The organism is Variovorax sp. 38R (genome assembly GCF_014843395.1).
Classification (GTDB): domain Bacteria; phylum Pseudomonadota; class Gammaproteobacteria; order Burkholderiales; family Burkholderiaceae_C; genus Variovorax; species Variovorax paradoxus_H.
Genome location: NZ_CP062121.1, coordinates 4436081 through 4461452 on the forward strand (window position 1 = coordinate 4436081; position 25372 = coordinate 4461452).

A 25372-nucleotide genomic window follows, 5' to 3' on the forward strand; every position below is an offset into this window, starting at 1 on the left:
CTGCATCCACCGCAACGGCCGTGTCATCCACGTCAGCCATGGGGCATGCGGTGGTACAGGCCCGGCAGAAAGCCGCCGGGCGCGGTGAGGCGCGACTTGAGCCGCACGACCAGGTGCAGGTCGTCCACCAGATGGATGTCGCCGCCGCGGTTCGTGAGCTGCAGCTTCACGGCCAGCAGGCCCTGCAGCTTGGCGCGGCGCCATTCGGCGGCGTCGGTGATCTGCGCGCGCGTCATGGCCGGGATGCCGATGCCGTGTTCCAGCTCGGCGGCGCGCAGGCAGGCCACGACGCGGTCGACGCTTTTCAGCGTGCCCTCGATCACCTCCAGGCAACGCTCGGCCAGCCGCGTCGGCTCGTCGGCGGAGTTGCCGTACACGAAGGCCTCGTAGGGACGGGGCGCGCGCGTGGAGTCGCGAGGCATGGGCTGCTGCTGACCGATGTGGCTGATGTTGCTGTTGTTGCTGCTGCTGCCGATGAGACTCAGCGCGGCAGCAGGTCCAGGCATTGGCGGCGGCGCCACACGGCGCTGCGCACGGCCTGGCTGTCGTCGAACACGACCTTGTACTGGCACACGAGGTAGTTGGCCGACTGGGGCATCTGGAACTTGAAGTGGTAGTCCCACTCGGTGCCGAGCGCGCCGCGCTGTTGCTTCAGCGCCTGCCCGAGCACGGCGAGCACCTGGGCCTGGTTGAGGCCGGGCTTGATCTCGCGAAAGCGCTCGGGCCGCGACACGACGCCGTCGCGCAGAAAGGGCTCCTTGAAGTCGGGGCGGCGCGCCTCGACGTCGCGGTAGTCCAGCTTGTCGGGGTTGCTCACGGGGTCGACGGGGTTGTCGCGGGCCACGGCAGGGGTGGCGGCGCCGAGCAGCGCGGCGGCGAGCACGAAGGTGGCAACGGCGGGTGATGCGTGCGGGGTCTTGTTCATGGCTAGCGTCCTCTTGGGTCAGATGGGTGTCGGATGGGTTTGTCGGGAAAGATGAGCGCGCGCGGGTCAGCGCTCACGCATGGCTTCGCGCGCCTTGTTCAGCGGCTTGGTCAGGTAGTCCCACACGGTCTTGCGGCCGGTGCGGATGTCGGCGGTGGTCACCATGCCGGGCACGATGGGCATGCGGCGGCCGGCCTTGTCGGTGAGCGCGTCGGAGTCGGTGCGCACGAGCACGGGGTAGTACACGATCTCGGGCTTGACCTCGTCGCGCTGGGTGTCGGGCGCGATGGTCACGACGCGGCCCTTAAGGCCGCCGTACACCGCGTAGTCGTAGGCGGTGATCTTGATCTGCGCCTCCTGCCCGGGCCGCATGAAGGCGATGTCGCGCGGCGAAATACGCGCCTCGACCAGCAACTGGTCGTCCAGCGGCACGAGCGTCAGCAGCGAGCCGTTGGGCGGCACGACGCCGCCGATGGTGGTGACCTGCAAGCTCTTGACGATGCCGCGCACGGGCGAGTTGAGCGTGAGCCGCTCGAGCGAGTCGGCACGCCCACGCACCACGGACGACAAAGATTTCACCTCGGCATCGGCCTTGGCGAGTTCTTCGCGGCTGCGCACCATGTAGTTCGATCGCGCCTCGGAAATCTTCAGCTCCAGGTCGGCGGCCTGGCGCTGCAGGCGGATGAGTTCAACGTTGCTGGCCGCGCCGCTCACCTGCAGCGAGCGCGTGATGTCGAGCTCTTTGCGCACGAGCGAAAGCGCCTGGCCCAGGCCGGCCGTGGTGTCGCGCAAGCTGCCCTGCCGCGAGCGGAAGAGCGCGCTTTCGGAGTCGACCAGTTGCGCGTGTGCCTTCAGCTCGCCAGGGAACTGCAGGCTGCTGCGCCCTTCCACCTCGGCGCGCAGGCGCACGCTGCTGGCCAGTGCGGCGCGGTAGCGCGCGGCGGTTTCTTCCACGCTCGATTCGCCGCGCGTCGGGTCGAGCTGTGCGAGCACCTGGCCCTTCTCGACGATCTGGCCTTCGTGCACACGCAGCTCGGCAAGGATGCCGCCTTCGAGCGACTGGATGCGCTGCTCGCGCGAGCTGGGAATCACCTTGCCCATGCCGCTGGACACCTCGTCGATCTCGAAGCACCAGGCCCACACGAAGAACGCGAGCAGAAAGAGCGCGACGAACCAGACGACGCGTGCGGAGCCGCTGGCGCGGGCCTCGTCGAAGTCGTCGGCGCCGCCGGGGCCCCACACGGTGGCGGTGGATACAGCAGGTGCGGTCGGCACTTGCACTTGTGCCTTGTTGGTCAATGTCACGGTGTTCATGCCTGCGTCTCCTTGCCATGGCCTGCGGGGGCCGTGGTCTCGCGCGATGCGGCCGCGCCCTGGCGCAGCCGCGCCATCACCTGGTCGCGCGGGCCGTCGAGCACGACGGTGCCGCCGTCCACCACGAGGATGCGGTCCACCGCTTCGAGCACGGCCGGGCGGTGCGTGGCCAGCACCAGCGTGCGGCCTGCGGACAGCGCGCGCAATTGTTCGATCACTTCGCGCTCGGCCACTTCGTCGAGCGAGGCGGTGGGCTCGTCGAGCAGCAGCACGCTGGGGCGGCGCAACATGAGCCGCGCGAGCAGCAGGCTCTGGCGCTGGCCGCCCGAAAGGCCGCGCCCGCCTTCGAGCAGCGGATGGTCCAGCCCGGTGGGCAGGCGGCGCACGAAGGCCCAGGCGCCGGTGGCTTGCAGGGCCGTGATCAGTTCGGCGTCGGTGGCGTGGGGCGTGCCCATCTGCAGGTTCTCGCGCAGGGTGCCGTGGAACAGGCGCGCGTCTTGCGCGAGCAGCCCGACGTCGCGGCGCACGTCGGCGGGGTCGATGTGGGCCATCGACACGCCGTCGAGCACCACGCTGCCCGCACGCGGTTCGACGAGGCCCGACAGCGCCTGCAGCAGCGTCGACTTGCCCGCGCCGTTGCGCCCGAGCACGGCAATGCGTTCGCCGGCGCCAATGTGCAGTGCCTTCACGTGCAGCGCGGTGGTCTGGCCGTCGTGGCTGAAGACGGCGTCGCGCAGCGTGTAGTCGCCCTGCACGGCGGGCCGGTGCACGCGCGTCTCGTGGGGCGGGTGGTCGACCGGGAGCTTCATGAGCTGGTCGAGCGACTCGCCGGCCACCTTGGCCTGCTGCCAGCGGTTGAGCACCTGCGTCACGCCGGCCAGCGGCGCGAGCATGCGGGTCGACAAGATCGACGCGGCCACGAGCACGCCGGTGCTCATGTGGCCGTCCATCACCAGCGGTGCGCCGAAGAACACGACGAAGGCGAAGGCGCCGCCCTGCACGGTCTGCGTCCAGTTGCTCAGGGTGTTGAGCAGCGCGCGCAGTTGCAGGCCCGAGTCGGCGTTGACGGCGTTGTAGTGGTTCCACTGGTTCTGGAAGCGCGGCTCGGCCTGCAGCACCTTGATGTCGTCGATGCCCTGCACGGCCTCGACCAGCATGGCGTTGCGCAGCGACGATTCGCGCATGCCCGCCTGGGCCAGCGCACGCAGGCGCGGCTGCGCCAGCAGGCTGGGCACGAGCAGCAGCACGCACGCGGCCAGCGGCACGAGCACGAGCCAGCCGGCAATGAACCAGAAGAGCACGCAGAACACGAAGAAGAACGGCAGGTCGGCCACGGCCGCCACGGTCGTCGACGTGAGCATTTCGCGCACAGGCTCCAGCTCGCGCAGCTGCGAGATGAAGGTGCCGGTGGCGCGCGGGCGTGCCGAGCCGCGCACGCGCAGCGCGTGGCCGAACACGCGGTCTGAAATGCGCAGGTCGGCGCGCTTGCCCACCACGTCGGTGATGCGCATGCGCGCGCCGCGCATGACCCAGCTGAACGCGATCGACAGCAGCACGCCGCCGAACAGCACATGCAGCGTGGGCAGCGACTGCGCGGGCACGACGCGGTCGTACACCTGCATCGAGAACAAGGTGCCGGCCAGCGCCATCAGGTTGTAGGCCAGCGACGCGACGAGGATGTGGGCGTAGGGCCGCCAGTCGGCCAGCACGATCTGGCGCAGCCAGTGCGGCTCGACGGGGCGGATGTAGGCGTCGACGCGCGAGTCGGGTGCCGATTGCGCGGGCCGCAGCACGGCCATGGCTTCGAGCGCGGGTTGCAGCTCGTCGATCGTGCAGACGGTTTCTGCGCCCTGGTCGCCACCGAGCATCACGCGCAGGCCCTGCGCCGAGATGGCGGTGACCACGGCCACCTGCCCGTCGCGCAGCTGCAGCACCACGGGCAGGCGCCAGGGGCTCAGGGTGTCCAGGCGCGGCGCAACCTGGCGCACGGTGAGCCCGGCCTGGCGGGCCATCTGGCGCACGCGCTCGCCGATGTCTTCGTGGTCGCTCCATGCGGCGGCGCCGCGGATGCGTTCGCGCGAGGTGTCGAGGTGGTAGTGGGCGGCCACGGCCAGCACGGCATCGACCCAACCGGCGAGCAGCTCGGGGCCGCGCGCGGCAGAAAGCTCTGGCATGGTGGTGGCGGTCATGGCTGGCCTCCGGCGACGAGGTCGCCTGCGTCGACCAGCCCGAAGGCCTCGCGCAGGCGGCCCGACTGGTACAGGCACTCGACCGCGAGGCGCTGCACTTCGTGCGCGCTCTCGGCCTGCTCGAAGCGCGCGCCGTGAAACTCCTGCTCGGCATTGAGCAGGTCGAGCAGCGAGCGCGTGCCCAGCTGCAGGTACTGCTCGCGGTACAGGTCGCGCGTGCGCTGCGTGCTGTGCACGCGCGCGGCGAGCACGGGCAGGCGCTGCGCGTGGCCTTGCGATTGCACGCGCGCGTCTTCGAGCCGCTGCCGCACGCTGAGCTGTGCATAGCCCAGCGCGGCCTCGGCCGCTTCGACGGCGTGCGCGGCGGCGCGCTGGCGGGCCTGGCTGCGCCCGCCTTCGTACAGCGGCGCGCTGAAGTTGACGGTGAGCGTGCTTTCGGTGGCGGGCTGGCCGGCGAGCCGCGCGCCCGATTCGAGCCCCCGGTTGACGCCGGCGTTCAGCGACAGCGTGGGCAGCAGTTGCGCATCGGCACCGCGCAGCGCGGCCTGTGCCATGTCGCGCTCGGCCTGCGCCATCTGCACGGTCGGTGCGGGCAAGGCCGTCTGCGGGTGCGCGGCGCAGGCGCTCGCGAGCGGCGCCGACGCTTCGCCGGCGATGTCGGCCGGTGCGCGGCCCTGGGTCAGATGCATGAGGTTGAGGCGCCAGCGCTCGGCCTGCGACGCGGTGTTGAGTTGCTGGGCACGTGCGGCCTCCAGGCGCGACTGCGCCTGCGCCACGTCGGACTGGCTGGTCGCGCCCTTGGCCTGGCGCTCGCCCACCAGGCCGGCCAGCGACTGCACGCCCTTCACCTGGGCCTGCGCAATCTCGCCGAGCGCCTGCTGGCGATGCACTTCGATCCATGCCTGCGCGGTGTCGCGCACCACGTCGTCGACCGCCACGAGCAGCTTGGCGCGCGCGGCCGTGGCCGAAGCCTCAGCCTCGTTCACGGCGCTCGACACCTTGCCGAAGTCGTACAGCAGCTGGGTGACCGACAGCGAGGCCTGGTGCACCTGGCGGCGACCGTCGGTCTGGAGCTGGCGGTTGCCCGTGCGCGCGCTGAGGCCGGCGCTGACCTGCGGGTAGTAGCCCGAGCGCGCGGCCGCAATGCCCTCGCCCGCCTGCAGGGCCTGCCCGACCGCGTTGCGCACGGTCGGGTGCGAGGTGGCGGCCAGGCGCACGGCCTCGGTCATGCCCAGCGGGTTGGCGGCGCTCGCTTGCGCGAGTGCCGCCGTGCCGGCGAGCAGGAAGAAAAGGCCCGCGGCTGCGGACGGGAGATGACGGGAAGCAAACATTCGTGAAGACGTGCGGACCACCAGGTGCCGACGCCGCAAGCGGCGCCGGCACTCCGGTCGGTCAGTGGTGAAGCGCGAGGCCCATGTGAAGCTCGTCGTCGAGCGAAGGGGCCACGGGCGGTGCGTAGGCCGCGAGCGAATCGGCCGACGACGCCAGGGCCAGCACCGAGGGCGATGCCTGCGCGGCTGCGAAGGGCGGCGGGAACGCAGCCTGCAGCAGCGCATGCAGCGACTCGGCCGCGCCGAAACCCTGCAGCATGTCGGACAGCTGCATGCCTCCCCATGGGCTGTCGCCGAAGGGGAAATGCGGCGCATCGTGCTGTTGTTGCTGCTGCTCGATCGACACCGTCACTTCGTCGACGCCGGCCAGGCCCAGCGAATCGGGCGAGCTGAAGAGCGCTGCCGCTCCCGCTGCACCGGCTGCGGGCGTGTAGTTGACGTGCAGCGTCTGCGTGGCCACGTTGCTCGCATCGCCGTCGCGGTCGACCACCTGGTAGCTGAGGGTCTCGTCGTAGTTGTGCGAGCTGGTGGTACGCGGTGCCACCTGGTAGCTGAACTCGCCCGAGTCGAAGTCCACGACCAGCTTGCCGCCCTGCGCCGTTGCAATGGTGACCTGGTGCGTCGCCGCGTTGTAGCTGTAGTCGCTGCCGGTGGCGGGACCGGTCTTCGTCATCACGCCCGTGTTGCTGTCGAAGGCGTAGGTGGTGCCGTCGATGCTCAGCGTGGACACATGGCCGCCGTCGGCGCCAAAGCCCGACGAGCCACCGAGGCCGCCGGTCAGCAGGTTGCTGACCGTGGGCGGCACGCTGATCGTGCCTTGCAGCATGTCGTTCAGCTGGCTCGTGTCGGTGACGATCTTGCCGTTGGTGTTCGTGCCGGTGTTGCCGTTGTAGGCAATGGGGTCGATGATGCCCTGCGCCGCGGGCAAGAGGTCGGACCCCAGGCCCAGTGCGAACGAGTTGATGTGGTTGTTGGTGAGGAAGGTCTTCCAGATCGCTTCTTCCGTCGCCTGAATACCGTAGTCGGCCGAACCGCTGCTGCTGTTGTTCGACAACTGCTCTGTGTTGCCATCGCCCCGCGTCGGCTCGCCATCCGTGAGGAAGTAAGACACGTTCTGGGCACCCTGCAGCTTGCCGCCGGCCGAGAAACCGCTCATCGCCGCGGCCAGGGCAGCGTCGTAGTTGGTGCTGCCCCCGTCCTGCAGGTTCTGCACCAGCGCCTTGGCCTCGGCCGCCGTCATCCAGGCCTGCTGCGCCTGTCCAGTCGTGCTGAAGGTGACGAGCTGTACCCGCACGTCGCCGTACAGGTCGTAGCCGTCGATCAGATTCTGGACGGCCGCCTTCGCACGGGAGAGCCGCGTCGGATTCTCCTCGCCCATGCTCCCGGAAAGGTCCAGGATCACCATCAGGTTCGTGTGGATCGGCGCCACATCGACGGCCTGTTCACCATTCACGAGCACCGGCGCATCGTCCTTGACGGGCACGTCAAAGCCCACCGGCGCGCCGCTGGCCTGGCCGTCGCTCACCACGGCCTCGAAGTGCAGGTTCGTCACGCCCTCGCCGTTGCCCGGCAGGTGGTCGATCGGCGCCTTCAGCGTGACGGTGTAGCCCGCCTCGAACTGCCCCGCGCCCGTGGCGCTGACGTTGCCCACGGCCACGGTCATCACGTCGGTGGTGACGCCGCCGACGGTGACGCTGCCCGTGAGCGTGTGCGTGCCCGCGTCCCAGGTCCACGTCACCGGCTGGCCACCGGAGGTGACGCCGTTGGGGCCGCTGAGCGACACCGACAGGTCGCCGGCCAGGCTGTCCGGGTCCGTGATGGAGATGGTGCCGGTCGATTGCAGCGGCGGCTCTCCCGCAGCCGGAATGCCACCGGGCAGGCTGCCTTCGGAGACGACTTCTGCGTTGGTCACCGTGGCCGACGGCGCGTCGTTCACCGGATTGACGGTGACGTTCACCGTGCTGGTGGTCGTGCCGCCATGTCCGTCGCTCACCGTGACGGTGAAGCTGTCGGTGCCGTTGAAGTTGGGGCCAGGGATGTAGGTGTAGGTGCCGTTGGCGTTCACCGTCACCGTGCCGTGCGACGGGTTGCTGCCCTTGGTGTAGGTGAGCGTGTCGCCATCGACGTCACTGCCGACGATCTGACCGCTGACGGGCGTGTCTTCGTTCGTGGTCTTGGTGTCGTCGGGCGCCGTCGGTGCCTCGTTGACGTTCTGCTCGTTGAGCGTGACGGGGATGGGCGTCGTGACCGTGCCGTCGTTCGCGCCGACCACCAGCGAGTGCGCGTTGGCGCCGGCTTCGAAGTCGTTGACGAAGGCCGCAGCGCCTGCGGGCGTGAGGCTGATCTCGCCCGTGACCGGGTCGATGGCGAAGTAGCCGTTGTCGTTGCCCGAGAGGATGCTGTAGGTGACGGTCGCGCTGTCGATGTCGGTGGCGCGGACGGTCCCGAGCACAGTGCCTGCGGCGCGGTTCTCGTCGTAGCCGAAGACATAGCCGTCCGCCGTGTTCACCGGCGTGCCGCCGCCGTCGACGAACACGGGGGCGTCGTTGACGGGGTTGATGGTCACGTTCACGGTGCTGGTCGTCGTGCCGCCGTGGCCGTCGCTCACCGTGACGGTGAAGCTGTCGGTGCCGTTGAAGTTGGCGCCAGGGACGTAGGTGTACGTGCCGTCAGCGTTCACCGTGACCGTGCCGTTGGCTGGGTTGCTGCCCTTGACGTAGGTCAGCGCGTCGCCATCGACGTCGCTGCCGATGACCTTGCCGCTGACAGGCGTGTCTTCGTCGGTCGTCTCGTTGTAGTCGGGCACCGTCGGTGCGTCGTTGATGTTCTGCTCGTTGAGCGTGACGGGGATGTTCGTCGTGACCGTGCCGTCGTTCGCGCCGACCACCAGCGAGTGCGCGTTGGCGCCCGCTTCGAAGTCGTTGACGAAAGCCGCGGCGCCAGCGGCCGTGAGGCTGATTGCGCCAGTGACCGGGTCGATGGCGAAGTAGCCGTTGTCGTTGCCGGAGAGGATGCTGTAGGTGACGGTCGCGCTGTCCACGTCGGTGGCGCGGACCGTGCCGAGCACTGTGCCTGCGGGGCGGTTCTCGTCATAGCCGAAGACATAGCCGTCTGTCGTGTTCACCGGCGTACCGCCACCGTCGACAAACACGGGGGCGTCGTTGACGGGGTTGATGGTCACGTTCACGGTGCTCGTCGTCGTGCCGCCGTGGCCGTCGCTTACCGTGACGGTGAAGCTGTCGGTGCCGTTGAAGTTGGCGCCCGGCGTGTAGGTGTAGGTGCCATCGGGGTTGACCGTGACCGTGCCGTGCGCTGGGTCGCTGCCCTTGGTGTAGGTCAGTGCATCGCCATCGACGTCGCTGCCGACGACCTGGCCGCTGACGGGCGTGTCTTCGTTCGTGGTCTTGGTGTAGTCGGGCACCGTCGGCGCGTCGTTGACCGGGTCGATGGTCACCGTCACGGTGCTGGTCGTTGTGCCGCCATGGCCGTCGCTCACCGTGACGGTGAAGCTGTCGGTGCCGTTGAAGCTAGCGCCAGGCGTGTACGTGTAGGTGCCGTCGGCGTTGACCGTGACGGTGCCGTTCGTTGGATCGCTGCCCTTGGTGTACGTCAGCGTATCGCCGTCGATGTCGCTGCCGACGACCTGGCCGCTGACGGGCGTGTTTTCGTTCGTGGCCTTCGTGTAGTCGGGTGCCGTCGGTGCATCGTTGACCGGGTCGATCGTGACGTTCACGGTGCTCGTCGTCGTGCCACCGTGGCCGTCGCTCACCGTGACGGTGAAGCTGTCCGTGCCGTTGAAGTTCGCACCTGGAACGTAGGTGTACGTGCCATCGGAATTGACCGTGACGGTGCCGTGCGCGGGATCGCTGCCCTTCACGTAGGTCAGCGCGTCGCCATCGACGTCGCTGCCCACGACCTGGCCACTGACTGGCGTGTCTTCGTCCGTGGTCTTGGTGTAGTTCGGCACCGTCGGCGCATCGTTCACCGGGTCGATCGTGACGTTCACAGTGCTCGTCGTCATGCCACCGTGGCCGTCGCTCACCGTGACGGTGAAGCTGTCGGTGCCATGGAAGTTCGGGTTTGGCGTGTACGTGTAGGTGCCATCGGCGTTGACCGTGACCGTGCCGTGCGCGGGATCGCTTCCCTTCGTGTAGGTCAGCGTGTCGCCATCGACGTCGCTGCCGACGATCTGGCCGCTGACGGGCGTGTCTTCGTTCGTGGTCTTGGTGTCGTTGGGCGCTGTCGGTGCCTCGTTGACGTTCTGCTCGTTGAGCGTGACGGGAATGACGGTGGTGACCGTGCCGTCGTTCGCACCGACTGTCAGCGCGTGGGCATTGGATGCTGCTTCGTAGTCGTTGACGAACGCTGCGGCGCCTGCAGGCGTGAGGCTGATCGCACCCGTGACGGGGTCGATGGCGAAGTAGCCGTTGTCGTTGCCCGAGAGGATGCTGTAGGTGACGTTCGCGCTGTCGACATCGGTGGCGCGGACGGTGCCGAGCACGGTGCCTGCGGGGCGGTTTTCGTCGTAGCCGAAGACATAGCCGTCTGTCGTGTTCACCGGCTTGCCGCCTCCATCGACGAACACAGGAGCGTCGTTGACGGGAGCGACCGTCACCGTCACTGTGCTCGTGGTCGTGCCGCCGTGGCCGTCGCTCACCGTCACAGTGAAGCTGTCGGTGCCGTTGAAGTTGGCGCCGGGGACGTAGGTGTAGGTGCCGTCGACGTTGACCGTCACCGTGCCGTGCATTGGGTCGCTGCCCTTGGTGTAGGTCAGCGCGTCACCGTCCTGGTCGGTGCCCGTCACCTTGCCGCTGACCGGCGTGTCTTCGTTCGTCGTCTTGCTGTAGTCCGGCACCGTCGGGGCGTCGTTGACCGGATTGATCGTGACGTTCACGGTGCTCGTCGTCGTGCCGCCGTGGCCGTCGTCGACGGTGACGGTGAAGCTATCGGTGCCGTTGAAGTTGGCGCCGGGCACGTAGGTGTACGTGCCGTCGGCGTTGACCGTGACAGTGCCGTGCGCTGGGTTGCTGCCCTTGGTGTAGGTCAGCGTGTCGCCATCGGCATCGGTGCCGATCACTTGCCCGCTGACGGACGTGTCTTCGTTCGTGGTCTTGGTGTAGTCAGGCGCCGTCGGCGCCTCGTTGACGTTCTGCTCGTTGAGCGTGACGGGGATGTTCGTCGTGACCGTGCCGTCGTTCGCGCCGACCACCAGCGCGTGCGCGTTGACGCCCGCTTCGTAGTCGTTGACGAACGCTGCGGCGCCTGCGGGCGTGAGGCTGATCTCGCCCGTGACCGGGTCGATGGCGAAGTAGCCGTTGTCGTTGCCCGAGAGGATGCTGTAGGTGATGGTCGCGCTGTCGATATCGGTGGCGCGGACGGTGCCGAGCACGGTGCCTGCGGGGCGGTTTTCGTCGTAGCCGAAGACGTAGCCGGTGGTTGTGTCGACCGGCGTGCCGCCTCCGCCGCCTTCGACGAACACGGGGGCGTCGTTGACGGGGTTGATGGTCACGTTCACGGTGCTCGTCGTCGTGCCGCCGTGGCCGTCGCTGACCGTGACGGTGAAGCTGTCTGTGCCGTTGAAATTGGGGCCGGGAACGTAGGTGTAGGTGCCGTTGGGGTTCACCGTCACCGTGCCATGCGACGGGTTGCTGCCCTTGGTGTATGTCAGCGCATCGCCATCAACGTCGCTACCGATCACCTTCCCGCTGACCGGCGTGTCTTCGTTCGTGGTCTCGGTGTAGTTCGGGACCGTGGGCGCATCGTTCACCGGATCGACCGTGACCGTCACCGTGCTCGTCGTCGTCCCGCCATTGCCATCACTCACCGTCACGGTGAAGCTGTCCGTGCCATGGAAGTCCGGGTTCGGCGTGTACGTGTACGTGCCATCCGGGTTGACCGTCACCGTGCCGTGCGCCGGATCGCTGCCCTTGGTGTAGGTCAGCGTGTCGCCGCTATCAATGTCGCTGCCGGTCACGCGACCGCTCACGGGCGTGTCTTCGTTCGTCGTCTCGGTGTAGTCGGGCGCGGTGGGCGCGTCGTTGACGGGCGAGACGGTCACGGGCACCTTCACGGTGGTGGTGCCGCCCTTGCCGTCGCTGACGGTCACCTCGAAGCTGTCGGGCCCTTCGTAGCCAGGCTTGGGCGTGTAGACGAACTGGCCGGTGGACGGATCGACGGTGACGGTGCCGTGCTCGGGGCCCTTGGCGACGGTGTAGTTCAGCGTGTCGCGGTCGGGGTCGGTGGCCTGCACCTGCCCGTTCACGGGCTTGTCCTGCTCGGTGACGACGGGCTCGGCCTTGCCTTCGGGGCCGCGGTTCTGCGGGGGGAGCAGCGGCGGGATGAAGGCCGGGCCGCCGCCGCCACCACCGCTCGCGGCGGCACCGACGCCCAGCACGCCGAGCGCACCCAGCAGCCAGCCGGGCACACCGTCGGGCAGCAGCGCGCCGCCGGCGTCGTTCCATTCGATCTCGGTGAAGTGGAAGTCTTTCCAGGGCGCGGTGTACTGGCCCCACCACTGCACGCCGGCGCCGTCTTCGAGCACGAGGTCGTTGCGGCCGCCGTCGGGGTACTCGGCGAAGAAGCCGCGCACGGCGACTTCCTGGCCGTCGCGCAGCACGAGCACGAGGTCGTCGCCGCGGCGCTCGAACTTGAGCACGCTCTCGGGCGCGATCTTCAGCGAGACGATCGACGGGCGATCCAGAACCAGAGGGGTTTCCGCCGCCGCTTTGCGGGACGACGCGCCACCAGACTTGTAAACAGCTTCCATGATTTGTCTTTGCTCCTTGACTCCGAACCTCGGGCGCGCCGTCGCTTTCGACGAACAGCCCGGGCCGCACACATTGGGAAATCTCGAGCGCCGCTTGCGTCTCTCGAGGACTTGCCGGCGAGACCCGGTGCGGGTCCCACACAGGCTTGCGCTTGCATGGGGCGGGATTCTTGGTGCGGGGGGTAGTCCGGACTTTTGCCGGAGAGGCCGCGGCTTTTGCCGTGGCGGACAACTGTTCACAAACGTGTGCGAACGTCGAATACTTCACACGAATGGCGAGAGAAATTCGTCAATTCGCGGTTTTTGGAAAGTGGGAGGGGCGGCCTTTTGGCTTATTGGCTTTTGCCAGACCGTCCATTTCTTTTGATGGACGGAATCGGCCCGGCTATTTCCTGCAATACCGGGAATGCTGAATTCGCCCGCCTCCGGCGCCCCGTTTCTCCTCTGACAGAGGGCTTTTCAGAGGCTGTCGCATAGCGCCCGTTTGGGGTCACCTACACGAATGGCAAGCGAATCGATCAGGAATGAATGGCAGTCATTGGATGAATTTGCAATCTTTGTGACAATGATTACCAAATTAATTCCTTGGTTACATTGATTCGACCGCAGGGCGTGCAAACGCCGGGCCGTCGTTCCCTCCTTTCATGTCCTATTGGTCCCCTCCGGAGCCCCGGAGAGCTCATCTTCTGGTTGTCGATGACAACGTTGACGAACTCAAGCTCTTGCTGGAAACGCTGCGGGGCACCGGCTATCGCATCACGCTCGCCTTCGACGCGATGGAGGGCTACCGGCGTGCAACGACGCTGCAGATGGACCTGGTGCTGCTGGACGTGCGCCTGGGCGGCACCGATGGGTTTGCCGCCTGCCGCCTGCTGAAGGCCGACCCGGCCACGGCGGACATTCCGGTGATCTTCGTGACCTCGTCGGCCAGCGTGGAAGAGCGCCTGACGGGCCTGCGGGCCGGCGCGGTCGACTACATCGTGAAGCCCTTCGATCCGGCCGAGGTGATGGCCCGCGTCGAGATTCACCTGGCGCTGGCGGAATGCCGCAGGGCGCGCACCGCGCCTGCAGCGGAACCACCGCAGCCGCTCGATCGCCCCGCCGCGAACGACGGCGGCGCGCCGGGCTCGGGCATGGACCGTGCGCTGATGCAGGCGGCGGAGCGACTGATATTGGCCGACCTGAGCCGCGTGCTGCCGCTGCGCGAACTGGCGGCGCGCGTGGGCACGCACGAGAAGCGCTTGTCGCGCGTGTTCAAGGAGCTGGCGAACCGCACGGTGTTCGAGTTCGTGCGCGAGGCACGGCTGCACGAGGCGCAGCGCCTGCTGCTCGAATCGGCGATGCGCATCGAGGAGATCGCCGCGGCGGTGGGGTTCTCGAGCGCCGCGAATTTCGCGACGGCGTTTCGCGAGTACTTCGACTGCACGCCCTCGGCCTGCCGCCAGGCCGGCGTCGAGCGTTCGAGCACCTGACGCGTGATGCATCCGGCGCACGTGCCCCGATGGGCGAGCTGCTTGCTGCTCGGCCTGGCCTTGTGGTTGTGCGTCTTCGCAGCCAATGCAGCGGAAGCGGTCAAGTTCAGCGCGCTGGCCCTGGGCGACGTTGCCGTCGAACAAACCGTCGAGGTGCTGGAAGACCCGACGGCCCGACTGTCGGCGAGCGAGGTGCTCGCGCTGCCAAGCGGTGGCGCAAATGGCTTCGCGCCCGCCACGCCCGACCAGTTGATGCGCGGGTTTTCGACATCGGCGGTCTGGCTGCGCCTGTCGCTCGTCAACGATGCGCCGGAGGTGCGCACGGCGCGCCTCGGGCTCAACGTGACGTGGCTGCGGCACGTCGACTTTCACCTGCTGCGCACGCGCAATGGGCAGCCCGCGTGGACGCACGCGCAAGCCGGCGTGTCCGACCCGATGGACGCCACGCACCGCTACGACCGCATTCCGCAGCTGCAGATCGACCTGCAGCCGGGCGAGTCGGTGCAGGTGCTGGTGCGCGTGATGAGCACGGGCCAGATCAAGCTGGTGCTGGAGCTGCACACCGACGAGGCGTGGCATCACATCGAACGCAACCATGCGCTGCTGAGCGGCCTGCTGATCGGCGGGCTGCTGGCCTTCGCGGTGTATTCGGCCGCGCTGTGGTGGATTTCGCGCGCGCCGATGCTCGCGTTCCAGTTCGGGAGCTTTGCGCTGCTGGCGCTGTACGAGGCCACCTACCGGGGCTATGCGCGCATTGCGCTGTGGCCGAACAGCACCGACTGGAGCTACCGCGGGCACAGCGTGATGGTGGCGGCCACGGTGCTGTGTTTGCTGCTGTACTTTCACGAGCGCAGCCGCCAGAGCCCCATGCGCGTGCCCGGGCGCCCGCTGCTGTTCGTGCTGGCCGCTGTCGAAATCGTCGTGATGCTGGGCACCTTGCTCGGCCCCTACGCGACCTTCGCGTCCATCGGCATCGTGAACGCGCCGCTGATCGTGCTCGCGCTGACGGTCTGCACTTTCATCTACCAACGGCGCGCCGGCCCGGGCGGGCGGCTGTCGCTGCTGGTGATGCTGGTGATCTGCGTGGGCGCGCTGATGCGCATGTCGGCGCTGATGTTCGCGGAGCGTTCGATGTCCGACTTCGACCACTATGCGCTGGCGTTCCCGGGCATGCTGGTCGGCGCGTTCGCGATCACGGCGTGGTCGTTCCAGGAGACGCGCCAGCGCAATGCGGCGCAGCAGACGCTGCTGGCGTGGCAGGCCCAGGAACAACAGCGGCTCGAAGAAGAAGTGGTGCGCAAGACCCGCGCCCTGAGCGAGGCGCTGGGCCAGGCCGAGCAGCGCACGCGCGAGCAGAAGGAGCTGCTGGCCTACATCAGCCACGACCTGCGCGCGCCGGTGGCCACCATCCTCGGCAACCTGCGGCTGATGCAGGACGGCATCGACACGCCGGTGCCCACGCGGCTCGCCACCATCGAGCGCAGCGCGACCTACCAGCTGGAGCTGATCGATGAGCTGGTCGACTACGCCAAGGGCGAGCTGGCGCCACTGGCCGTCGAAGCGCAGCCGGTGCAGCTGCGCACGCTGGTCGACAACATCGCGCAGTACGCGGACGCGCTCGCGCAGCGGCAGCACAACAGCTTCGAACTGACCATCGACGGTGCGCTTCCGGCCATGGTCCGCCTGGACGGCAAGCGGCTGCAGCAGGTGGTGCTGAACCTGCTGTCGAACGCGGCCAAGTTCACGCGCAACGGGACGATCGCACTGCGCGTGCACGCCCTGCCCGCCGCCGTTGGCGATGCGTGGCAGCTGCACTTCGAAGTGACCGACAGCGGCACGGGCATCGACACGGACACGCTCGACCGCATGACCCGCCTGCTGGCCGACAACGCGCCCAGCATGGCGGGCGGCGGGCTCGGGCTGGTGATTGCGCAGCGCATCGTGCAGCGGATGGGCGGGCAACTGGCGATCCACAGCGGCATGGGCACGGGGACGCGGGTGGTCTTCTCGCTGGCGACGGAGCCGGCGCCTTCGTCGGATGCGCCGTCTGCACCGCCGCCGCCGGAACCCATCGCCCCGCCCATCCCGCGCCCAAAGCCCAGGGCGCGCCGGCCACTTCCGGTGCTGACGCCGCTGTCACCGGCGCAGAAGGACGAACTCGAAGCGCTCGCCCGCGATGGGCGATGGAGCGACCTGCACGAATGGGTGAACCGGCTGGCCACAGACGCGCACAGCCAGCCGATGGTGCTGACGCTTCGCCAGGCGCTGGACCGGCTGGATTTCGAGCAGATTCGCCTGATTGCGCGCGCGGCGCCTGTGCGCGCGCTCTAGCTGCGAAGCGTCAAGCGTCAGTCGTTGCCGAACACCGGCTTGCGCTTTTCCACGAACGCGCGCACGGCCTCGCGGTGGTCGCCGGTCATGTGGGCAATGGCCTGGTAGCCGGCCGACATTTCGAGCAGCGATTCGAGGGTGCTGCGCTCGCCCTCGCGCAGCAGCCGCTTGGTCATGCGCAGCACGCCGCCGGGGTTGGCGGCGATGCGGGCGGCGAGCCGCAGGCTTTCTTCGAGAAGTTGCTCGTGCGGCACGACGCGCGAGACGAGGCCGCAGGCCAGCGCCTCTTGCGCGCTGAGCGCGTCGCCGGTGAAGGCCATCTCGGACGCCTTCGACATGCCGACCACACGCGGCAGCAGCCAGGCGCCGCCGTCGCCCGGCACGATGCCGACCTTGACGAAGCTCTCGGCAAAGGTGGCTTTCTCTGACGCAATGCGGATGTCGCACATGCAGGTGAGGTCGAGCCCCGCGCCCACGGCGGGGCCGTTGACGGCGGCGATCACGGGCACGTCGAGGTTGTAGAGCGCCTTGGGCAGGCGCTGGATGCCGTTGCGGTATTCCTCGCGGATCACCTCCGGCGACAGGCCTTCTTTCTCGTAGCGCTGCATGTCTTTCACGTTGCCGCCCGAGCTGAACACGGGGCCTTCGCCGGTGAGCACGACCACGCGGATGCTGCGGTCGCGCGTGATGTCGGCGCAGGCCTGCACGATCTCGTCGACGGCGGTGTTGCCGGTGAGCGCGTTGCGCGTTGCGGGCTGGCTCATGGTGAGCGTGAGGATGGCGCCGTCGCGCGTGGTCTTCAAAAACGGGGCGGTGGTCATGCGGAATCTCCTTGGGTGTCTTGTGTCGTCGTTCGGGCTTTCACGCCGGGTCGGTGGTGGCGCGGATGAGGTCGAGCGCAAGGCCGTCGCGGCGGTCGACCAGCTCGGCGCCCACCACGTCGTGCCAGTGCGACTCGGAGCCGCCGGCCTGGCGCCAGGCGTGCAGGCGGCGCGTGTACATCTGCAGGTCGAACTCTTCGGTGAAGCCGATGGCGCCGTGGATGGAGTGACTCAGCGCCGCCACTTCGAGCGCAGCCTCGCTGGTGCGCGCCTTGGCGATGGCCACGCGCAGGCGGTCGGTGCTGCACCCCATCTGCGCGGCCATGCGGGCCGCGAAGGCGTGCTCGGAGATCACGCCCAGCTGGTGCTGGATGGCCTGAAACTTGCCGATGGGCCGGCCGAACTGGTTGCGGTCGTTGGCGTATTGCAGCGTTCGCGTGAACACGCTCATCAGCACGCCGGCGAGCTGCGCGGCGAGCACGCAGGCCAGCGGCACGCGCACGTCGGCCACACCCGGCACCGGCAACGCGGCGGCCTGCGCGGGGGCGGACCACGACAGCGTGGCGTCCAGCGGCGCGACGGCGGCGGTCGACACGGCCGCATCCGCCGGCAGCAGCAGGCAGGTCTTGCCCAGCCCCACGAGCACCCAGTCGGCCACGCGGCCGAAGCTCACGCGCTCGCACACCAATGTGCCGTCGCTCTGCAGTCGGCCCTGCGCCAGCGCGATGCTGCCGCCGGGCCGGGGCACGCCGGCCTGCGCCAGCAGCGAGCGCGCCACCATGGTCTCGGCCAGCGGCACGGGCACCACGAAGGCGCCGCAGAGTTCGAGCAGGGGAAAGGCCTCGGTCAGCGAGAGGCCCGCGCCGCCTTCGACCTCGGGCAGCAGCGCATCGGCAAAGCCCGATTCCTCGATCGCCTGCCACAGCGCTTCGGCCGATTGCCCGCCTTCGATGTCGCGCACGGCCTGCAGCGTGCAGCGGTCGGTGAGTACGCCGCGCAGGGCGTCGATGTAGATGTCGTCCATCGTCTGTTGTCCTTGTGGTGTCAACGCAGGCCGAGGCCGCGCGCAATCATTCCGCGCAGGATGTCGCGCGTGCCGCCGCGCAGCGAGAACGACGGCGCGACCTGCGTCACGTAGTCGAGCGTGCGCAGCAGTTCGAGCGGAATGTCCTGCCCGTCGCGCGCATACAGGTCGTCTGCAATGGCGGCGGGAATGAGCTGCTCCACGCCCGTGCCCAGGTCCTTGACGAGCGCGGCCTCGACGATCGGGCTGCCGCCCTGCGCCACCTTCTCGGTGACGGCGAGCGACATGGCGCGCAGCGGTGCGAGCTGGCTCAAAATCTTGCCGGCCAGCCGCACCGATGCGGGCGTGCGGCCGGCCTCGGTGCGCACGAAGGCGAGCCATTCGTCGAACAGCACGATGCTGGAGAACAGCCGCTCGGGCCCGCTGCGCTCGAAGGCCAGCTCGGCCGTCACTTGCTCCCAGCCCCTGCCCTCTTCGCCGATGAGGGCGTCGGGTGCGAGCGCCACGTTGTCGAAGAACACCTCGCAGAAATGCGAGTCGCCCGACAGGTCGGTGATGGGCCGCACGGTCACGCCCGGCAGGCTCAGGTCGACGATGACCTGCGACAGGCCCTTCTGCCGGTCCTGCGCCTCGCCCGAGGTGCGCACGAGCGCGATCATGTACTGGCAGTGGTGGGCGTTGGTGGTCCAGATCTTCTGGCCGTTGAGCGTGAAGCCTTCGGCCGTGCGCACGGCGCGGGTGCGCACGCTGGCCAGGTCGGAGCCGGCGTTGGGCTCGCTCATGCCGATACAGAAAAACGACTCGCCACGGCAGATCGGTGGCAGGTAGAAGCGCTTCTGTTCCTCGGTGCCGTACTTGAGGATGAGCGGGCCGCTCTGGCGGTCGGCGATCCAGTGCGAACCGACGGGCGCACCGAAGTTCAGGAACTCCTCGACCAGCACGTAGCGCGCGAAGGCGCTGCGGCCGCCGCCGCCGTATTCGGTGGGCAAGGTGATACCGAGCCAGCCGCGCCGGCCGAGTTCGCGGCTGAAGGCGCTGTCGTAGCCGGACCATGACTTGGCACGAAGGTGCGCGGGCACATGGGCCAGCGCCTCGGAAAGAAAGGCCCGCACGGGCGCGCGCAGCGCCTCGTCTTCGGGGGGGATCGCTGTCATCGACAGCGAGGTCAGCGCACTCATGCGACTACTCCTTGTTTGATCAGTTCTGCGATCGCCTCGGGCCCGAGGCCCATCACGTCGGCCAGCACGTCGCGCGTGTCCTGGCCCAACAGCGGCGGCGCGCGGCGGTACTGCACCGGCGTGTGCGACATGCGCAGCGGGCTGGCAACCAGCGGGATCTCGCCCGCCACCGGATGCGTCATGCGGATCTGCGTGCCGCGCGCCTTCACCTGCGGGTCTTCGAACACATCGGCGATGGTGTTGATGGGGCCGCAGGGCACGCCCACCTGCTCGAACAGCGCGATCCACTCGGCGGTGCCGCGCGTGACGGTGAGCGCGCGCATGAGTGCGATGAGCTCGGTGCGGTGCGCAATGCGGTCGGCGTTGGTCCTGAAGCGCGCATCGTCGGCCCACTGCGCATGCCCGACCGCGCGGCAGAAGTTGCCGAACTGCCCGTCGTTGCCGATGGCCAGGATCATGAAGCCGTCTTGCGTCGGAAAGTCCTGGTACGGCACGGTGTTGGGGTGGGCGTTGCCCATGCGCCTGGGCTCGCCGCCGTACAGGTGGTTCATGCCCTGGTTGGCGAGGCAGGCCACCTGCACGTCGAGCAGCGCCAGGTCGATGTGCTGGCCCACGCCGGTGATGTCGCGCGACTGCAGCGCGGCCAGGATGGCGGTGCTGGCGTACAGGCCGGTGAGGATGTCGGTGAGCGCCACGCCCACCTTCACCGGACCGGCGCCCTCCTCGCCGTCGGCGCGGCCGGTGATGCTCATGAGGCCGCCCATGCCCTGCATGAGGAAGTCGTAGCCGGCGCGCTCGGCATAGGGGCCGGTCTGGCCGAAGCCGGTGATGGAGCAATACACGAGGCGCGGGTTCAGGGCCAGCAGGGAGGCGTGGTCGAGCCCGTACTGCGCGAGGCTGCCGACCTTGAAGTTCTCGACCACCACGTCGCAGCGCGTGGCCAGTTCGCGCACCAGCGCCTGGCCGGCGGGCGTGGTGAAGTCGACGGCCACCGAGCGCTTGTTGCGGTTGGCGCAAAGGTAGTAGGCGGAGTCGCGGGTGTCGGCGCCTTCGCGGTCTTTCAGGAAGGGCGGGCCCCACAGGCGGGTGTCGTCGCCGCGCCCGGGCCGTTCGATCTTGATGACCTCGGCGCCCAGGTCGCCCAGGGTCTGGCTGGCCCAGGGGCCGGCCAGCACGCGCGAGAGGTCGAGCACGCGGAGGTGCGAGAGCGCACCGGCGCCGGGCGTGCCGGGTGCTCCGGCGGCCTTCTTACTGCTGTTCGACATTGGCCTTCACCGCGATGCGTTTCCACAGCTGGATTTCCGCGGCCTGGAAGGCGCGCATTTCCTCGGGCCCGCCGCGCATGACTTCGGCGCCGATGCGCTCGTAGAACTCGCGCGTTTCGGGCAGCGTCTCGATTTTGGTGAGCAGCGCGGCGAGCTTGTCGGTCTCGGCCTTGGGCGTCTTGGCCGACACCATGGCACCGACCCAGGTGTAGGCCGCAAAGCCCGGCAGGCCGGCCTCGGCGGCGGTGGGCACATTGGGCAGCGCGGGCAGGCGCTTGTCGGCCGCCACCGCCAGCGCGTGCACCTTGCCCGACTTGGCCAGCTCCTGCGCGCTGGTGATCTCGGCAAAGGCCAGGTCGACGGTGCTGGACACCACGGCCACGAGCGCTTCGCTCGCGCCCTTGAAGGGCACGTGGCGGGTCTGCACCTTGGCGGCGTCGTTGAACAGCTCGGCCATGAGCTGGTAGCCGGCCGAGCCCGCGCCGTAGTTGAGCGCGCCGGGTTTGGCCCTGGCGCCGGCCATCAGCTCGGGCAGGGTCTTGTAGGGCGACGGGCCGGGCACGACGATGAGCGCGGGCGAACGCATCATCATCGTGAGCGGTGCCAACTCGGTGACGGGGTCGTAGGGCAGCGACTTGAACAGCGCCACGTTCACGGCCAGTGTGGAGTTGCTGCCCACGAACACGGTGTAGCCGTCGGCCGGCGCGGCGAGCACGGCCTTCACCGCAATGAAGCCGTTGGCGCCGGGCTTGTTCTCGACAACCACGGGCTGGCCGGTGAGCTCGGTGAGCTTGCGGCCGAAGTAGCGCGCCGAGGTGTCGGTGCCGCTGCCCGGCGGAAACGGCACGACGAACTTGATGGGCTTGGACGGAAACTCCTGCGCGGCGGCAGGGGCAACGCCGAAGGCGGCGATGCCCAGTGCAAGCAGCGGCGCGGCGAACGCGAGGCGATGAAAGTGGGTGCGCATGGTGATGGGCTCCTTCGCGTTCAGTCGAGCGTCACGCCCGTGGCCTTGACCACGCCGGCCCAGCGCGCCAGCTCCTTCTTCACGTAGGCGCCGTACTCCTTGGGCGTGGAGCCCAGCGGCTCGGCGCCCTGCAGCGCCAGGCGCTCGCGCACGTCGGGCGACTTGAGCGCCTTGACGATCTCGGCATTCAGGCGATCGACCACGGCCTGCGGCGTGCCGGCCGGCACCATCACGCCCTGCCACGCGCCCACCTCGAAACCGGGCATGCCCGATTCGGCAAGCGTGGGCACATCGGGAAACATCGACATGCGCTTGGCGGTGGTCACGGCGAGCATCTTCAGGCGCTTGTCGCGCACGAAGCCCATCACTGAATTGACGGTGTCGGTCATGAACTGGATCTGGTTGCCGACGAGGTCGACGTCGGCCGGTGCGCTGCCCTTGTAGGGCACATGGGTGGCGTCGATGCCGTTGGCCTGCACGAACTGGAACGCGCCCAGGTGCGTGACGTTGCCGTTGCCCGCCGAGCCGTACGACAGCTTGCCGGGGTGGGCCTTGGCGTAGGCGACGAACTCCTTCACGGTGCTGGCCGGCACCGAAGGGTGCGTGACCAGTGCGAGCGGCACCACCGCCACGAGCGCGACGGGAGCGAAGTCTTTCTGCACGTCGTACGACACGCTCTTGTAGAGCGCGGGGCTCAGCGCAATCGACGAGGTGTTGTAGAGCACGGTGTAGCCGTCGGCCGCCGCCTTGGCGACCATCTGCGCGCCGATGTTGCCGTTGGCGCCGCCGCGGTTGTCGACCAGCACGGGCTGGCCGAGCTGCTCGCCGAGCTTTTGCGCGAGCACGCGCGCGACGAGGTCGGTGGGTCCGCCTGGCGGGAACGGCACGACCATGGTGATCGGCTTGGCCGGGTAGGCGGGGCCCTGGGCGAAGGCGGCCGGGGCGGCGATGGCGAGGGCCAGTGCGGTGCCGACGAGGGCACGTCGCGTGAAGGGCATGAATGAATGGCGAGTGGGCATGTCTTGTCTCCGTTGGTATTTATGGGTGGCGAAATTCGAAAGCGGATCAGGCCGCGGCAACGTCTTGCGGCCGGCCCGCGAGCAGGCGGCGCGCGTCGTAGTGCATGACGCAGCGGCCGTGCTGGTTGAACACGTCGATGCGCGAATCGACGATGGCGCGGTTGCCCTTCGACGTCGGGCGGATGCCGGTGACCTCGACCACGGCCTCGATGGCGTCGCCGACAAGCACGGGCGCGTGAATCTTCTGCACCAACTCGAGCATGGCCAGGCCGGTGCCCTGGATCATGGTCTGCATGATGAAGCCCTCGATGAGCGTGTAGGTGAGCGCGGCCGGCACGGGGCGGCCCGCGATGGCGCCGGCCTCGTACTCGGCGTCGATGAAGATCGCCTCGAGCATGCCGGTCACACCGATGAAGTTGACGAGGTCGGTCTCGGTGATGGTGCGGCGAAAGGTGCGCATGCGCTGGCCGACCGCAAGGTCTTGCCAGACGAAGCCCTGGCCGAGGCGAGGCAGCGTGCGGTCTTGCGGCGACAGGGAAGGAAGCGGGCGGGGCGTGTCGGTCATTGCGATGAGGTCTCCAGGAATCGGTCGATGCGTTCGGCGGGCCAGCCCGCCGCGGCGAGGCTTTCGCGCGTGTGTTCGCCCAGGCGCGGCGGCATGCGCACGGGCGGGCGCACGCCGTCGAACTTCACGCTCACGCCGGGGAAGCGCATGGCGCCCATGTTCGGGTCGTGCAGTTCGGTGAAGAAGCCGGTGGCGACCAGGTGCGGGTCGCGCGGCAGGTCGTCCAGGCGGCTGACGGGCGCGGCCGGAATTTCGAGCCGCTCGCAGATGGCGAGCCAGTGCGCGGTGCTGCCCGTGGCCACGAAGCCGCCGGCCAGTTCGAGCAGCTCGCCGATGTGGCGCGTGCGCGCGGCCATGTCGGCAAAGCGCGGGTCGTCGGCCAGCGCGGGCTCGCCCACCTCGGCGAAGAAGCGGCGCCAGTGCGCGGAGGTGTACGGCATCATGCAGATGTGCCCGTCGGCGGTGCGCCACGGGCGGCGCCACGGCGTGAGCACGCGCGGGTAGCCGGCGTCGGCCAGCGGCGGCTCGAAGTGGCGGCCGTACAGGTGCTCGACGAGGTTGAAGGCCACCATGGTCTCGAACATCGGGATCTCGACGAAGCAGCCGCACCCGGTGCGCTCGCGCCGGAACAGCGCCGCAAGAATGGCCTGCGCACCCACCAGCGCACAGGTCTTGTCGGCGGCGATGGTGGGCAGGTAGCGCGCCTCGCCGCTTTGCTGTTCCATGAGCGCCGAAAGGCCCGACATGCCCTGGATGACGTCGTCGTACGCAGGCCGCCCGGCATAAGGGCCGCCCTGCGCAAAGCCGTGCAGGCCGGCATACACGAGGCGCGGAAAGCGCGCGGTGAGCGTGTCGGGGTCGATGCCCAGCGGCGCAAGCTTTTGCGGGCGCATGCTGTGCATGAAGACGTCGGCGTCGGCGAGCAGCGCCATGAGCGCCTCGCGCGCCTCGGGGCGCTTGAGGTCGAGCACGACGCTCTTCTTGCTGTGGTTGCTGCCCAGGAACACGGCCGACATGCCGGGCTCGGCAGCGGGGCCGGTGCGGCGGGTGGAGTCGCCTTCGGGCGGCTCGATCTTGATCACGTCGGCACCGTAGTCGGCCAAGGTCTGGCTGGCCAGCGGCCCGAACACCACGCTCGAAAGGTCGAGCACTTTCACGCCCTGAAGGGGAAGCATCGTTGGTCAGTCTCCTGGCGCCGATTCTGCGAAGCGGTCGCCATGCCGTCCAATATCAAATATGCGCTCTGTGATACCGTTTACAGATCATGGACATCCGCCAGCTGCGCCACTTCATCGCCCTTGCCGAAACGCTCAATTTCCATCGCGCGGCCGAGCGGCTGCACATGGCACAGCCGCCGCTGTCGGCCTCGATCCGGCGGCTCGAGGAGCAGGTGGGCGTGCCGCTGTTCCTGCGCAACCGGCGCGGCACCGAGCTGACGCCCGCGGGCACGGCCGCCCTCGAAGAAGCGCGCCGTGCGGTGTTCCACGGCGAGCAGTTCGCCAAGGTGGCGCAGGCAGCCTCGCGCGGCGAGGCGGGGCTGCTGCGCGTGGGCTTCGTGGGCTCAGCAACCTACGCGCTGATGCCGCGCGTGCTGCCGCGTTTTCGTGCGCGCTACCCGGGCGTGCAGCTGGTGCTGGGCGAATCGACCACCGCGCGCATCGTGGGCATGGTGGAAAACGGCGACGTCGACGTGGGGCTGGTGCGCTTTCCGATCGGGCGGGCCTGCAAGGCGCGCGTGTTCCCGGCGGAGCGCGATGTGTTCGTGGCCGCACTGCCGGCCGGCCATGCGCTGGCGCGGCGGCGTCGGCTGGCGCTGTCGGACCTGGCCGCCGAGCCCTTCGTGATGTACGGCGCCATGGAAGTGCCGGGCCTGCACGCGGCGGCGCTCCTGGCCTGCCAGCAGGCGGGCTTCATTCCCGACGTGCAGCAGGAGGCGGTGCAGGTGCAGACGCTGATCAGCCTGGTCGAAAGCGGCTTGGGCGTGGCGCTGGTGCCTTCGGTGGCGGCGCGGCATGTGGCGCGCAACGTGGTGTTCAAGCCGCTCGCGGGGCCGGGCGCACAGACCGCCATCGGCATCGCCCTCGCCTTGCCGCCGGGCGCGCAGACCTCGGCGGCGCAGCGCTTCGCTGACAGCGTGCTCGAGCAGCCGGCCGATTGAGCCGGCCCGGCCTGCTCACGCCCAAAGCCTAGAACCCGCGCGACCGT

At 68.9% G+C, this 25372-nt stretch carries 17 protein-coding genes; 3 read left to right on the plus strand and 14 right to left on the minus strand.

Features of this window, described 5'->3' with window-relative positions; genetic code table 11:
- Nucleotides 1-32 precede the first annotated feature (32 nt).
- From IG196_RS20455 to IG196_RS20480, 6 genes are all read right to left on the minus strand, one after another.
- On the minus strand, nt 33-506 hold the full coding sequence (locus tag IG196_RS20455; protein ID WP_192192762.1) for a hypothetical protein: 474 nt from the start codon (nt 504-506) through the stop codon (nt 33-35).
- On the minus strand, nt 482-925 hold the full coding sequence (gene bamE / locus IG196_RS20460; RefSeq protein WP_192192763.1) for an outer membrane protein assembly factor BamE: 444 nt from the start codon (nt 923-925) through the stop codon (nt 482-484). Before bamE ends, IG196_RS20455 begins: the two co-directional genes overlap by 25 nt.
- A 66-nt stretch (nt 926-991) precedes the next feature.
- Nucleotides 992-2239: an HlyD family efflux transporter periplasmic adaptor subunit gene (locus IG196_RS20465; RefSeq protein WP_192192764.1), complete on the minus strand. Its 1248-nt coding sequence runs from the start codon at nt 2237-2239 to the stop codon at nt 992-994.
- Nucleotides 2236-4428, minus strand: a complete 2193-nt coding sequence (locus IG196_RS20470) for a type I secretion system permease/ATPase (RefSeq protein ID WP_192192765.1) — start codon at nt 4426-4428, stop codon at nt 2236-2238. The genes IG196_RS20465 and IG196_RS20470 overlap by 4 nt, the downstream gene beginning before the upstream one ends.
- Complete coding sequence (locus IG196_RS20475) at nt 4425-5759, minus strand: TolC family outer membrane protein (protein ID WP_192192766.1); 1335 nt, start codon at nt 5757-5759, stop codon at nt 4425-4427. The genes IG196_RS20470 and IG196_RS20475 overlap by 4 nt, the downstream gene beginning before the upstream one ends.
- Before the next feature lie 61 nt (nt 5760-5820).
- Nucleotides 5821-12525 carry a tandem-95 repeat protein gene (locus IG196_RS20480; RefSeq protein WP_192192767.1) on the minus strand — a complete coding sequence of 2235 codons (6705 nt, stop codon included), beginning with the start codon at nt 12523-12525 and terminating at the stop codon, nt 5821-5823.
- A 644-nt stretch (nt 12526-13169) separates the two neighbouring features.
- On the opposite strand from IG196_RS20480, the gene IG196_RS20485 reads away from it, so the two are divergent.
- Complete coding sequence (locus tag IG196_RS20485) at nt 13170-13997, plus strand: helix-turn-helix domain-containing protein (protein WP_192192768.1); 828 nt, start codon at nt 13170-13172, stop codon at nt 13995-13997.
- A gap of 6 nt (nt 13998-14003) precedes the next feature.
- The gene (locus tag IG196_RS20490; RefSeq protein WP_192192769.1) at nt 14004-16328 is read left to right on the plus strand and encodes a sensor histidine kinase; all 2325 of its coding nucleotides are present in this window, start codon (nt 14004-14006) and stop codon (nt 16326-16328) included.
- Between the two features lie 17 nt (nt 16329-16345).
- Here IG196_RS20490 and IG196_RS20495 read toward each other — a convergent pair whose 3' ends face one another.
- The 8 genes from IG196_RS20495 to IG196_RS20530 are packed head-to-tail and all read right to left on the minus strand — an operon-like array spanning nt 16346 to nt 24342.
- Nucleotides 16346-17149, minus strand: a complete 804-nt coding sequence (locus IG196_RS20495) for a crotonase/enoyl-CoA hydratase family protein (RefSeq protein ID WP_056579453.1) — start codon at nt 17147-17149, stop codon at nt 16346-16348.
- Nucleotides 17150-17189: 40 nt separating this feature from the next.
- Nucleotides 17190-18173: an acyl-CoA dehydrogenase gene (locus IG196_RS20500; protein ID WP_192192770.1), complete on the minus strand. Its 984-nt coding sequence runs from the start codon at nt 18171-18173 to the stop codon at nt 17190-17192.
- A gap of 20 nt (nt 18174-18193) precedes the next feature.
- On the minus strand, nt 18194-19351 hold the full coding sequence (locus IG196_RS20505; protein WP_192192771.1) for an acyl-CoA dehydrogenase family protein: 1158 nt from the start codon (nt 19349-19351) through the stop codon (nt 18194-18196).
- Nucleotides 19348-20616, minus strand: a complete 1269-nt coding sequence (locus IG196_RS20510) for a CaiB/BaiF CoA transferase family protein (RefSeq protein WP_192192772.1) — start codon at nt 20614-20616, stop codon at nt 19348-19350. Before IG196_RS20510 ends, IG196_RS20505 begins: the two co-directional genes overlap by 4 nt.
- Nucleotides 20600-21583 carry a Bug family tripartite tricarboxylate transporter substrate binding protein gene (locus IG196_RS20515; protein ID WP_192192773.1) on the minus strand — a complete coding sequence of 328 codons (984 nt, stop codon included), beginning with the start codon at nt 21581-21583 and terminating at the stop codon, nt 20600-20602. The genes IG196_RS20510 and IG196_RS20515 overlap by 17 nt, the downstream gene beginning before the upstream one ends.
- A 20-nt stretch (nt 21584-21603) precedes the next feature.
- Nucleotides 21604-22602: a Bug family tripartite tricarboxylate transporter substrate binding protein gene (locus IG196_RS20520; RefSeq protein ID WP_192192774.1), complete on the minus strand. Its 999-nt coding sequence runs from the start codon at nt 22600-22602 to the stop codon at nt 21604-21606.
- A 46-nt stretch (nt 22603-22648) separates the two neighbouring features.
- Nucleotides 22649-23167, minus strand: coding sequence for a MaoC family dehydratase (locus tag IG196_RS20525; RefSeq protein ID WP_192192775.1), 519 nt, complete (start codon nt 23165-23167; stop codon nt 22649-22651).
- A complete protein-coding gene (locus IG196_RS20530; protein ID WP_192192776.1) occupies nt 23164-24342 on the minus strand; it encodes a CaiB/BaiF CoA transferase family protein in 1179 nt (392 codons plus the stop codon). The genes IG196_RS20525 and IG196_RS20530 overlap by 4 nt, the downstream gene beginning before the upstream one ends.
- Before the next feature lie 89 nt (nt 24343-24431).
- On the opposite strand from IG196_RS20530, the gene IG196_RS20535 reads away from it, so the two are divergent.
- Entirely contained in the window at nt 24432-25325 is an 894-nt protein-coding gene (locus tag IG196_RS20535) for a LysR family transcriptional regulator (RefSeq protein ID WP_192192777.1), read from the plus strand.
- Nucleotides 25326-25372 lie beyond the last annotated feature (47 nt).